Origin of the sequence: Actinoplanes subglobosus, assembly GCF_042650585.1 — a bacterium.
GTDB classification, from domain to species: domain Bacteria; phylum Actinomycetota; class Actinomycetes; order Mycobacteriales; family Micromonosporaceae; genus Actinoplanes; species Actinoplanes subglobosus.
In genome coordinates this window covers 236,006-248,613 of sequence record NZ_JBHSBL010000005.1, presented here as the reverse complement: position 1 = coordinate 248,613, position 12,608 = coordinate 236,006, and the positions used below count along the sequence as shown (strand labels likewise).

Sequence of the window (12,608 nt, the reverse complement as noted above, 5' to 3'; positions counted from 1 at the left end):
CCCGCTACTTTACGGTGCCCTTGACGGTGGGTGATCTCCGCCCTACGGGGTAGACACGTTTTGGAGGAGGCCCGTGACAACGCCGACCTGGGGTGAGCCGGCAGGCCCGCTGACTAGCGCCGAGTTCCGCGCCGCGGCCCAAGCCATCATGGCCAACATCGAGCAGGTCATCGAGGGCAAGAGCGCGACGGTGCGGCTGGCGCTGGCGGTTCTGATCGCCGAGGGCCACCTGCTCATCGAGGACGTGCCGGGCGTCGGCAAGACGAAACTGGCGAAGGCGCTGGCCCGGTCGATCGACTGTTCGGTGCGGCGCATCCAGTTCACGCCCGACCTGCTGCCCAGTGACGTGACCGGCGTCAGCGTCTACAACCAGGAGACGCGGGACTTCGAGTTCAAGCCGGGCGCCGTCTTCGCCAACCTGGTGGTCGGCGACGAGATCAACCGGGCCTCGCCGAAGACCCAGTCCGCCCTCCTGGAGTGCATGGAGGAGCGGCAGGTCACGGTCGACGGCACGACCTACGAGCTGCAGGCCCCGTTCATGGTGGTCGCCACGCAGAACCCGATCGAGATGGAGGGCACCTACCCCCTCCCCGAGGCGCAGCGGGACCGGTTCACCGCCCGGATCGCGATGGGCTACCCGGATCCGCGGGCCGAGCTGGCCATGCTGAACACGCACGGCGACCACGACCCGCTCAACGACCTGCGCGCCGTCGCCGACGCGGCGATGGTCCGCCGGCTGATCGAGACGGCCCGCGCGGTGCACGCCGCCGACGCCGTCCAGCAGTATGCGATCGCCCTGGTCACCGCGACCCGTGAGGCCCCGGAGATCCGGCTCGGCGCGTCGCCCCGGTCCACGCTCCAGCTGCTGCGCACGGCGAAGGCGGTGGCCGCGCTCGAGGGCCGTGACTACGTGCTCCCCGACGACCTCCAGGCGCTGGCCGTGCCGGTCCTCGCGCACCGGATCATCCCGACCGCGGACGCGCAGCTCAACCGGCGTACGACGGACGCCATCGTCTCGGAGATCGTGCACCGGCTGCCGCTGCCGCACGCACGGAACCCCTACGACACCCGCGACGGCCGCGCCTCCTACGAGTCCCGGGGGCGGTGAGCATGCGGGAGGCGCTGCGGGGACTCACCACGCGCGGCCGCTCGTTCATCGCCGCGGCGGTCGCCGCCGCGGTCTCCGCGCTCATCCTCGGCGAGAGCGACCTGCTGCGGGTGGCCGTTCTGCTGGGCGTGCTGCCGCTGCTGGCCGCCTGGTATGTCGGGCGCAGCCGGTACAAGCTGGCCTGCACCCGCTCGCTGGAGCCGGCCCGCACCCCGGTCGGGTCCAGCGCGCGGGTCATCCTGCGGTTGCAGAACCTGTCCCGGCTGCCCACCGGCACCATGCTCCTGGAGGACCGCCTGCCGTACGCGCTGGGCAGCCGCCCCCGGGTGGTGCTGGAACGCCTCGGCGCGCACCAGGCCAGTTCGGTGGCGTACACGGTGCGGGCCGACGTGCGCGGCCGCTACCCGATCGGCCCGCTGATGGTCCGGCTCACCGACCCGTTCGGGCTGTGCGAGCTGACCCGGTCGTTCCCCAGCGTGGACCGGCTGACCGTGATCCCCCAGGTGTTCCCGCTCCCCCGTGTGCGCCTGGCAGGGGAGTACGCGGGCACCGGCGAGAGCCGGGCCCGGTCGGTGGCGGTGCACGGCGAGGACGACGCGGCCACCCGGGAGTACCGGCGCGGTGACGACCTGCGCCGGGTGCACTGGCGGTCGACCGCCCGTACCGGTGAGTTGATGGTCCGCCGTGAGGAACAGCCCTGGGAGAGCCGGGCCACGGTGGTGCTGGACACCCGGTCCTTCGCCCACCGTGGCGAGGGCCCGACCGCAAGCTTCGAGTGGGCCGTCTCGGCGGCCGCCAGCATCGCCGTCCACCTGCGCGAGGGCGGTTACAAGGTGCGCCTGGTGACCGGCTCGGGCACCGACCTCGACGCCATCGAGGGTGGCGGCGAGGGCCTGATCCTGGACACCCTGGCCGACGTGAAATCCGACCAGAACGGCGATGTGGCGGTGCTGATCGAGCACGTCCGCCGGCGCAACGACGGCGGCCTGATCATCGGCCTGTTCGGCGCCCTCACGGTGGCCGAGGCGGAGCTGCTCAGCGGCCTGCGCGGCAACGGCGCCACCTGCGTCGGCTTCGCGATCGACACCTCCACGTGGGTCCCGTCCGGGGTGGCCGAGGCCGAGCGCGAGCACGCGGCCGCGGCGCTGGCGCTGGTCCGGGCCGGCTGGCGGTCGGTCCCGGTGACACACGGTGACACCCTGTCGGCGCTGTGGCCGAGTGTGGCCCGCGGGTCGCAGGGCTTCGCCTACCGTGCCGCGATGGCGGAGACGACGGTCAGCGGGGTGATCCGATGACCGGGCGCCGCCGTCTCGGCCTGGTGGCCGCCGGAGCCACGCTGCTCGCCTCCGCCCCGCTCACGGTGATCTTCGAGTCGTGGACCTGGATCATGTACTGCCTGCTCACCGTGGCGCTGATCGAGGGCGCCGCGGTGGCCGCCCGCACGTTCCGGTTCCCCACCTGGGCGCAGGCGGCCGGCATGACGCTGGCCCTGCTGCTCGGGCTGACCTGGATCTTCCCCAGCGGGAAAGAGCTGCTCATCCCGCAGCCCGACACGTTCGCCCACTTCGCGGACCTGATCCGCCAGGCCGGCGAGGACACCCGGGCCTTCGGGGTGCCGGTCCCCGACCGGGACGGGCTGCTGTTCGTGGCGGTCCTCGGCGTCGGCGCGGTCACGATCGTGGTCGACCTGCTGACCGCCGTGTTCCGCAAACCGGCACTGGCCGGCCTGCCGATGCTGGCGATCTACTCGATCCCGGTCGCGGTCTACATCGAGAGCGTGTCGCCGATCCCGTTCGTCATCGGCGCGGCCGGCTTCATGTGGCTGCTCGTCGCCGACAACGTCGACCGGGTGCGCCGCTTCGGCCGCCGCTTCACCGGCGACGGCCGTGACGTCGACGTCTGGGAGCCGTCCCCGCTCGCCGCGGCCGGCCGCCGCATCGGGGTGGCCGGCATGCTCGTGGCCGTGCTGCTGCCGATCGCCGTACCGACCGTCGACGGCGGCCTGCTCACCCGGCTCACCCAGAGCGGCACCGGCACCGGCCCCGGAAACGGCCCCGGGAACAGCGGGCGGATCAACCTGTTCGCCTCGCTCAGCGGCCAGCTCAACCACACCACGACGATCCCCCTGCTCAAGGTCACCACCGATGAGCCGGAGCCGTTCTACCTGCGGTTCGCGATCGCCGACGTACTCACCGACAACGGTTTCGGCAACGAGTCGCCCCGGGGCGGCGGGCTGGGACTGGGCCTGCCCGACCCGCGACGGCAGGGGGCCACCCGGCTGAGCACCTTCACCGAGCACCACGCCCAGGTGGAGGTGACCAAGGACCTCCAGCAGAACATGGCGCCGCTGTACACGTACGCGATCGGGGTCAGCAACCTCAACGGCTCGTGGGCGTACGACCAGAACCAGCAGGTCCTCTACTCGAGCCGGACGACGACGCGCGAGCAGAAGTACGACATCACGTACCTGCGCGCCCGGTACACCGCCGACGAGCTCAAGCGGGCCCCGGCCCTGGCACCGACCGACGCGCTGATGGCCTACACCGCCACCCCCGGCGACGCCACGGTCGAGGCCGAGGTGGCCCGGCTGACCAAGGGCAAGACGACCGACTATGACAAGGTCCGGGCGATCTACAACTGGTTCTCGAAGGACAACGGATTCCGGTACAGCCTGGCCACCCAGACCACCGGCAAGGCCTCGGAGATCGCCGACTTCCTGACCAACAAGACCGGCTACTGCCAGCAGTACGCGGCGGCGATGGCCTGGATGGTGCGGGCGGCCGGGATCCCGGCACGGGTCGCGTTCGGTTTCACCCGCGGCACCCCGGCCGGTACGGGCGTCTACACGATCACCAACCGCAACGCCCACGCCTGGACCGAGGTCTACTTCCAGGGCTACGGCTGGGTGCCGTTCGACGCCACCCCGTCCGCCGGCGTGACCGGTTCTGCCCGCGGTGCCTCCACCTGGGCACCGGACGTCGACCGGCCCGCCCCCACCACGTCCACGTCGGCGGGCCCCGGCGCGGTCGTCCCCGACTCGTCCGGTGACCCGGGCGCCGCCAACGGCCCCGACAAGTCCGGCGTCGGCGAGGACCAGGGCGGGACGACCGGCCCGGCCACCGAGACGACCAACTGGACCGGTCTGTGGATCGCCGCCGGCATCGCTCTGGTGATCGCGTTGCTGCTGGTCCCGGCCCTGCGCCGGGTCATGGTGCGACGTCGCCGCCACGCCGCGACGGCCCCGGCCGCCGCCCCCGTGGTCGTGTCGGCCGAAGGTGTCACCGACCTCACCGTCACCAGCGAGACCGGTCAGGCACGCCAGGACGCCCACGCCGCCTGGGACGAACTGATCGACTCGATGGTCGACTTCCAGGTCCCGGTGGACCCGACGGAGACCCCCCGGGTGACCGCGCAGCGTCTGGTCCGCGACCTGTCGCTGACCGGCGACCCGGCCGAGGCGGCGACCCTCCTGGGCACCGCCGAAGAACGGGCCCGCTATGCCCGGCAGCCCCTCCAGGGCGCCGAGCTGCCGACAGCTCTCCGCCGGATCCGCTCGGGAATGTCCGGTTCCGCCTCCCGCAGGGCCCGCCTCCGCGCCACCCTGCTGCCACCATCGGTGCTGCTCAGCTGGCGTTTCGGCCTTGCCGAGTGGTCCACCCGCACCGCGGAACGCCTCGCCGGCCTCCGCGACTCCCTGACCCGCTTCAGTCCCCGACGCCTACTCAACCGAGCCCGCTGACCACCGGCGGGCTCGGCAACCCGCCGACCGGCTCTCCACAACCCTCGGACCGGCTCCAGAACCCGCCAGCCAGCTCCGCCGGAACGCGAAGGCGCCGTTTTCCGAAACGGCGCCTTTCGCTTCGGTACGGCCACCCGGTCCTACCGAAATCCATCCCGTCCCGAGCTACGACGCGACGTCTGCCATGCTCCCGGCCACAACGCGCCCGCCGCCCGTCCTTCCCGCCCGCAGCTTCCCACCCGCCTTCTCACCCGCAGCTTCCCAGCGGCCCTTCCCACCCGCCTTCTCACCCGCAGCTTCCCAGCGGCCCTTCCCCCCCGCCTTCTCACCCGCAGCTTCCCAGCGGCCCTTCCCACCCGCCTTCTCGCCCGCAGCTTCCTACCGACCCTTCCCGCCCGCAGCTTCCCACCCGCCGACCTTCTCGCCCGGCGCCAGCCGTTCGGAGCGGGCCCATTGCCGGAACCGTTGTGCCGGCTGATAGCGCAAGGCCCCGCAGTCAGAAGTTCCGGGTGTCGACAACACTCGTCCGGGTGATCGATACGGCTGGAACCGGCTTCCCGGACGGGCCTGAGTCGACCGATGTCGTTGCCGGCCGTCGGCGAGATCTGTGGCGCCGATCGGTGGTCCCTCTGAATCGGGTCCGGATGGCAGTTGATCAAGCCCCCATGCGCTCAGCGCGAACGTTCACCCGGGCCGTCCTGGCGGATCTTGCCCGATCGACCACCGCTTCCGGTGGTAAGCCGGTCAAGATCGGCCGGAGCCGACGCGGATGTATGGCCGGCGGAGCCACAGGGCGGCCCGGCGAAAAAGGCAGGCAGGCCGCAAAGAGCTGCGTGCAAGAAAATGGATAAAAAGCTATGTAAGGTGCGGTCCCTACGTGAACGGCAGGAACGAGGAGCGGGGGTGGGCCACGGAAGGCAGCCAGCGGGTGGCCGGGTGGGCGGGCATGAGCGTGCGGAGCACAGACGACAGGCATGAGCGTGCGGAGCACAGACGACAGGCATGAGCGTGCGGAGCACAGACGACAGGCATGGGCGTGCGGAAGCACGACGACGGCGGCCGGGATCGGCCGCCGTTCGTCGGGAGCCGGCTCAAGTCCGGCTCGGCTGGGTCAGCGATGCCCCTCCGGGCGCTGACGCCAGCGATCCTCGAGACGCTCGAGGAAGCCGCCACTCTTGCGGCCCTGGCGGGTGCGTCGTGACGCGGTGCCGCCGACGGATTTCAGGTCGGGTGTCTGGATGCGGCGGCGCGACTGCATCGCGAAGGCCGCCGATCCGAGCATGACGACGAATCCGGCGACGCCGAGCGGCGTGTTCTGGCTGACGGCTCCGTAGACGAGCAGCGCCAGACCAAGGGCGATCACGAACGCGGCAACGAGGAGCCGGCGCCGTGCGTGGAAACGCGGGTCGCTGGCCCGCACAGCCGAGGCGAACTTGGGGTCCTCGGCAAGCGACCGCTCGATCTGATCGAACAGCCGCTGCTCGTGCTCCGAGAGCGGCACGGCATTCCTCCCCGGGCGCATGTCCGACTCCGTAGTGGGGTCGGGGTGGTGCAGGTGTGGTGATGCGGGGCAGCCGTCGGCTGCCTTATCACGCAAGTCTACGAGCGGCTTGGCGGGTCGGAAAGCGGGACGACCGCCGAGTGCGGGTGATTTTCCATGTCCGGAAGATCGGTTCGTCCCAAAAGACCGATCACCTGACCACACAACGCGTCCGTCACCGCAGCATGTGGCCCTGATCACGCGCCGTGAGCTGCCTCAACACATGATCGGTAGAGTTGCCGCGGCAAGGTGGACAAATCGACTGACGCAAATAGATCTTATCGGGCGATCAACAGCGGGACGGTCATCTCGGCCGCCGTGACCGACCCGTGGTAGGCGACCAGCCGACCGGCCATCGGCGGCTCCCAGCCGGATGCCACGACCACCGCCCGGTTCCGGCAGAGGACCACCACGTCACCGATCCGGCCCGCGTGGGCCGGGGCCACTGGGCCGTACCAGCCCTCGGCGATCACCTCGTCCCGGCACATGACCCGGGCGTCCGCGCCGAGCACCTCCCGCCAGGTGGCCAGCACGTCGTCCAGCGCTCCGTCGAGAACGTGCAGGTAGCGGGCCCGGGGCTCACCGGCGACCGCGGCCAGCCCTGCGGCGAGCGGCCCGATGGCCAGGTCGTAGCGCTCGGCGGGCACGTTGAGCTGCCCGTGGTCGGCGGTCACCAGGAGCGCGGCACCCGGCGGCAGTTCGTGCACGAGCTGGTCCAGGATCGCGTCGACGCCACGTGCCGCCTCTTCCCAGGCCGGGGAGGCGACACCGTCCTCGTGGCCGGCCCGGTCGAGATCGGGGTGGTAGCCGTAGACGAGACCCGGACCGGAGCGCAGCGCCGCCAGCATGCCCTCGGCGACGGCCGGACCGTCGTCGGCCACGTGGTAGCGCGCACCCCGATTGGCGGCCACACTCAGCCCGGTGCCGCGGTAGAGCGAGCGACTGACCAGGGTGACCGCGACTCCGGCGGCGGCAGCGGTCTCGAAGGCGGTCGGGACGGGCTGCCACTGGTAAGGGTCGGGGTCGTCACCCCAGTGGATGTGATTGAGGGTCCGCCCGTCCGGGCGTCGGACGGTGAACCCGAGGACCCCGTGCGCGCCCGGTGGAACACCGGTGCCGACCGTGACGAGACTGACCGGAGTGGTGGACGGAAATCCCGCAGTAAGCGATAAGTCTGAAATGTCGGATAAAGCCGCCAGGGTGGGCGCGAACGGCGCGGCCGTCGGCAACTGGTACGCCCCGAGGCCGTCCACGAGCAGCACCCCGACCCGATCCACACCGGCCAGCCGCTCACCGAGACCGAGGACGTCCACCGCCCCCGAAACCCCCAGAACAGCCGACAAGCTCGGCATCAGATCAGCCAGGCTCCCGGCACCATAGGCTGGCGAAACCGGACGAAAAGCCTCAACCGGCAGCCCGTCGTCGGGCACCGGCGGCAGCTCCCGCCCGCCAGCGGACGACGAGCCAGAGAACGGCACACCTGAAGAGGGCGAACCCGGGGAAGGCAAACCGGAAGAAGACACGCCCGAAGACGACGAACCCGGGGAAGGCAGACCGGAAGAAGACACGCCCGAAGACGACGAACCCGGGGAAGGCAAACCGGAAGAAGACACGCCCGAAGACGAGCCAGAGAACGGCATGCCGGAGGAAGGCGAACCGGAGGAAGGCGAACCCGAGGAAGGCTCGCCCGGGCCGGCGGTCACGACAATCCGGCGGCCGGACGGCGGGCGAACAGGTGCAGCTGGGACGCGACATCCCGGAACGGCGCGCGGCCGCTCAGCGCCAACTCCAGCTCGAGGACGGCCTGCGGATCCTCTTCGAGCACGGCGGCGGGCAGCAGGTCGGCCACCACCCGTACCCCCTGGGTGTCCTCGACCTCCAGCCCGGCGACGGTGAGCAGATCGGTGGCGCCCGCGGCGTCGTAGCGGCGAAGCAGCGTGTCGCGCGGCCCGGCCCGGCCCGCCGGGTCGGTGACCAGCGCGGACGCCGCCTTGAGGTGCCCGTTGACGGCCCGCCCGAGGACGGCCGCGGCCCGCCCGGCGACCAGGACGCTGACCGCTCCGCCCGGGCGGAGCGCGGCGGCGATCGCGGCGACCACACCGGCCGGGTCGTCGACGACCTCGAGGACCGAGTGGCAGAGGATGAGGTCGGCGCTCGCCGGGTCGACGAGCGAGGCGAGCGCGTCGCCGTCGCCCTGCACGGCGCGGACCCGGTCGGCGACGCCGGCGTCGGCGGCGCGGCGGGTCAGGGCGGCGAGCGCGTCGGGGCTGGCGTCGATGACGGTGACGGTGTGGCCGGCCTCGGCGAGGGGCACGGCGAAGCCGCCGGTGCCGCCGCCGACATCGAGCACGGTCAGCTCGCGGCCGGCCTGCCGGTCCAGCTCACGGCGGAGCACGGCCCAGACCGCGGCGGTGCGGGCCGTGACGTGCGGCCGAACGGTGCGCGCAGAAGTTTCCACGCGAGCAGCCTATCGGCGACGTCCACCTAAAAGTCGAAGAGGACACCGGTGGCGCGGGTCATCTCGCAGCTGTTGCCGAAGGTCTGCCGCCACTTCACCAGCTTGCCGCGCCAGGTGCCGTCCATGCTGGCCGTGACCGGCTGGTAGAGCAGTATGCAGAGCGAGTCGCCGCCCTTGAGGTTGGCCGGGTCGCCGCCGGCGCCGCGCAGGGTGGCGCAGGCCTGACCGGCCCTCGGGTGGTCGCCTCCGGCCGGGCCGCAGGTGAGTCTCACCGACTTGGCCTGGTAGGAGAGTGTGAGCTGGGACGGACCGGCTGCCGCGGCCGGTCCGGTCGGTCCGGCGAGCACGGCGAACGCCGTGGTGAGACCGATCAACGTACGGATCATGATGCACCCCCGGATGACATTCGCAGTGCACCGTACACCGCTAAAGGTGCAAATCACCGGAAATCGCGTGAGGTCGAGGCGACCGGCGGGGACACCGCGTCGAGCCGGTCCGCGACCAGGTTGATCACCCCCTCCACCTTCTCCACGCGCCCCCGCACCAGCAGCGCCGTGCTGGTCCGGGCCACTTTCCGGAAACGCAGCCACAGCCCGGGCGAGCAGGTCACGTTCAGCATCCCGGTCTCGTCCTCCAGGTTCACGAACGTCACCCCGCCCGCCGTCGCCGGCCGCTGCCGGTGCGTGACGATCCCACCGACCCGCACCCGGGTGCCGCCCTCCACGTCGGCCAGATCCGCGATCGTCAGCGCCCCGGCCCGGTCCAGCTCGGCCCGCAGGAACCGCGCCGGGTGCGTCTCCGGCGACAGACCGGTCGCCCACACGTCCGCGACCAGCACGTCCACGTCGCTCATGCCGGGCAGTGTCGGCGCCTCGACGCCGGTCACCGTCCCCGGGAGGCGATCCGGTTTGTCCTGGGCGGCCGCTCCCGCGGCCCAGAGCGCCTCACGGCGCGACAGCCCGAAACCCGCGAAAGCGTCGGCGGTGGCGAGGGCCTCCAGGTGTCCGGCAGAGCATCCGGTACGCCGTGCGAGATCAGTCATTGACCGATAAGGACCATGGGTACGCCGTTCCCGCTCGATCTTCTCAGCAAGCTCGGCTCCGATCGTACGAATGCGGGAAAGCCCTTGCCGGACCACCGGGCCGCCGAGCCCCCACACCTGCGGTGGCTCGCCGGCGGCGCTGCGATGCCGGCTCGCCGGCGTCGTCTCCAGGGTCGCCGCCGCGTCGCTGAGGTTGATGTCCGGCCGCCGCACCTCGACACCGTGCCGTCGCGCGTCGTCGACCAGCGTCTGCGGTGAGTAGAAGCCCATCGGCTGGGCGTTGAGCAGTGCCGCGCAGAACGCCGCCGGGTGGTAGCGCTTGAGCCAGGCGCTCGCGTAGACCAGGTACGCGAAGCTCATGGCGTGGCTCTCCGGGAAGCCGTAACTGGCGAACGCGGCGAGCTTCACGAAGAGATCGTCGGCGAGCGCACCGGTGATCCCGTTGGCGGCCATCCCCTCGTACAGTCTGTTTCTGATCCTCTCCATCCGCTCCATGGAGCGTTTCGAGCCCATCGCGCGCCGCAGCTGATCGGCCTCCGCCGGGTCGAAGCCGGCGACGTCGATCGCCAGCTGCATCAGCTGCTCCTGGAAGAGCGGCACCCCCAGCGTCTTGGCCAGGGCGTTCTCCATCAGCGGATGCGGCACATCGGGCTTCTCCAAACCATTCTTGCGACGGATGTACGGGTGGACCGAACCACCCTGGATCGGCCCCGGCCGGATCAGCGCCACCTCGATGACCAGGTCATAGAAGACACGCGGCTTGAGACGGGGCAGCGTGGCCATCTGCGCGCGGCTCTCCACCTGGAAGACACCGACCGAGTCGGCACGGCACAGCATGTCGTAGACCTCGGGGTCGTCGAGCGGCATCGTGCCGATGTCCAGCTCGTCGTCGATCATGTCGTAGGCGTAGTGCAACGCCGACAGCATGCCCAGCCCGAGCAGGTCGAACTTGACCAGGTCGACGGCGGCGCAGTCGTCCTTGTCCCACTGGAGCACGGTGCGACCGGGCATCCGGCCCCACTCGACCGGGCAGACCTCGATGATCGGGCGGTCGCAGATGACCATGCCGCCGGAGTGGATGCCCAGGTGACGGGGGAAGTCCTGCACCTCGTTCGCCGCCGCGGTGACATTGTCCGGAATGTCCTCGGAAGTCGCCACGTCACCCCAGCGGTCGATCTGTTTGCTCCAGGCGTCCTGCTGGCCCGGGGAGAACCCGAAGGCCCGCGCCATGTCCCGGACCGCCGATCGGGGACGGTAGGAGATCACGTTCGCCACCTGGGCGGTGTGCTCCCGGCCGTACTTCCGATAAACGTGCTGGATCACCTCCTCCCGCCGGTCGGATTCGATGTCCACGTCGATGTCCGGTGGGCCGTCCCGTTCCGCGGTGAGGAACCGCTCGAAGAGCAGCCGGTGCTTCACCGCGTCGACATTCGTGATGAACAGCGCGAAACAGACGGCGGAGTTGGCGGCGGAACCTCGGCCCTGGCAGTAGATCCGCTCCTGCCGGCAGAAATCGACGATGTCGTACACGACCAGGAAGTAGCCGGGAAAACCCAGCTCCTCGATCATGCGTAGCTCGTACTCGAGCTGGTCGTAGGCCTTGGGGTTGTCGCGATAGCGAACCGCGGCACCCCGCATCGTCAACTCGCGCAGCCAGCTCATCTCGGTGTGACCCGGCGGCACCGGATAGTCCGGCAGGCTCGGCGCCACCAGATCCAGGTCGAAGGAGAGGCCGTCGCCGTACATCGCGGCGTTCTCCACCGCCCCCGGATAGTCGGCGAACCGGCGGGCCATCTCGTCGCCGCTTCGCAGGTGGGCGGCACCGGCCGCGGGCAGCCAGCCGTCCATCTCGTCCAGGCTGCGGCGGGCCCGGACCGCGGCCAGGGCGGTCGCCAGCCGATGCCGGGACGGTGCCGCGTAGTGCACGTTGTTCGTCGCCACCACCTCCAGGCCACGGTTGCGGGCCAGGTCGAACAGGACATCATTGCGATCAGCGTCGTACGGGTCCGCATGATCGGTGAGTTCGACGGCGACGTTCGGGGCGCCGAAGTTCGCCACCAGACGGTCCAGTTCGTACGCCGCCGCCTCGACTCCCCCGGTGGCCAGGGCCAGCGGAACCGTGCCCTTGCGGCAGCCGGTCAGCACCAGGACGTGGTCACGCAGCAGCTCCGCCGCCTGCTCCAGGCTCCCGTAGTCGGGCCGGCCCTTCTCCCCGCCCCGCAACTGGGCCTCGGAGATCACCCGGGCCAGCCGGGCGTACCCCTCGTGGCCGTGCGCCAGTGCCAGCAGATGCGGGCCCTCCGGGTCCGGCTCGCCACTACGCGGACGGGTCAGGCCCAGCGACAACTCGGCCCCGAAGATCGTCGGCAGTTTCAGCTCACGGGCCGCCTGCGAGAACCGGACCACGCCGTACAGGCCGTCGTGGTCGGTCACCGCCAGCCCGGTCAGGCCCAGCCGCGCCGCCTCCTCGGCCAGCTCCTCCGGATGGCTCGCCCCGTCCAGGAAACTGAAATTGGTGTGGCAGTGCAGTTCGGCATACGCCGTCCGGCTCTCCGACCGCACCAGGCCCGGCGCCGCCCGGTACGGCTCCCGCTTCCGGCTCCACGCCGGCGAGTCCCCACCGTCCCCGTCGATCGCCAGCGGATCCACCACGGTCCGCCCGGACAGCGCACTCTCCAGCTGTGACCAGGGGATGTCCGGATTATTGAAGCCCATCGCCGC

General features: G+C 71.1%; 8 protein-coding genes. 3 read left to right on the top strand and 5 right to left on the bottom strand.

Annotated elements, in window-relative coordinates; genetic code table 11:
* Positions 1 to 73: 73 nt before the first annotated feature.
* Genes ACFO0C_RS04650 through ACFO0C_RS04640 form a run of 3 tightly spaced genes read left to right on the top strand, consistent with a single transcriptional unit; the run spans position 74 to position 4,847 of the window.
* A complete protein-coding gene (locus ACFO0C_RS04650) occupies positions 74 to 1,108 on the top strand; it encodes an AAA family ATPase (RefSeq protein ID WP_378065242.1) in 1,035 nt (344 codons plus the stop codon).
* Between the two features lie 2 nt (positions 1,109 to 1,110).
* On the top strand, positions 1,111 to 2,403 hold the full coding sequence (locus tag ACFO0C_RS04645) for a DUF58 domain-containing protein (RefSeq protein ID WP_378065556.1): 1,293 nt from the start codon (positions 1,111 to 1,113) through the stop codon (positions 2,401 to 2,403).
* Positions 2,400 to 4,847 (top strand): transglutaminase TgpA family protein, encoded by a 2,448-nt coding sequence (locus ACFO0C_RS04640; protein ID WP_378065240.1) that lies wholly within the window; start codon positions 2,400 to 2,402, stop codon positions 4,845 to 4,847. The genes ACFO0C_RS04645 and ACFO0C_RS04640 overlap by 4 nt, the downstream gene beginning before the upstream one ends.
* A gap of 1,111 nt (positions 4,848 to 5,958) precedes the next feature.
* Here ACFO0C_RS04640 and ACFO0C_RS04635 read toward each other — a convergent pair.
* From ACFO0C_RS04635 to ACFO0C_RS04615, 5 genes are all read right to left on the bottom strand, one after another.
* Positions 5,959 to 6,348: a DUF3040 domain-containing protein gene (locus ACFO0C_RS04635; protein WP_378065239.1), complete on the bottom strand. Its 390-nt coding sequence runs from the start codon at positions 6,346 to 6,348 to the stop codon at positions 5,959 to 5,961.
* A 317-nt stretch (positions 6,349 to 6,665) separates the two neighbouring features.
* The gene (locus tag ACFO0C_RS04630; protein ID WP_378065238.1) at positions 6,666 to 7,910 is read right to left on the bottom strand and encodes an alkaline phosphatase family protein; all 1,245 of its coding nucleotides are present in this window, start codon (positions 7,908 to 7,910) and stop codon (positions 6,666 to 6,668) included.
* A 176-nt stretch (positions 7,911 to 8,086) separates the two neighbouring features.
* Entirely contained in the window at positions 8,087 to 8,845 is a 759-nt protein-coding gene (locus ACFO0C_RS04625; RefSeq protein WP_378065237.1) for a methyltransferase domain-containing protein, read from the bottom strand.
* 26 nt (positions 8,846 to 8,871) lie between these two features.
* Positions 8,872 to 9,231 (bottom strand): SSI family serine proteinase inhibitor, encoded by a 360-nt coding sequence (locus ACFO0C_RS04620; protein WP_378065236.1) that lies wholly within the window; start codon positions 9,229 to 9,231, stop codon positions 8,872 to 8,874.
* 53 nt (positions 9,232 to 9,284) lie between these two features.
* Positions 9,285 to 12,602: an error-prone DNA polymerase gene (locus ACFO0C_RS04615; RefSeq protein ID WP_378065235.1), complete on the bottom strand. Its 3,318-nt coding sequence runs from the start codon at positions 12,600 to 12,602 to the stop codon at positions 9,285 to 9,287.
* Between the last annotated feature and the right edge of the window lie 6 nt (positions 12,603 to 12,608).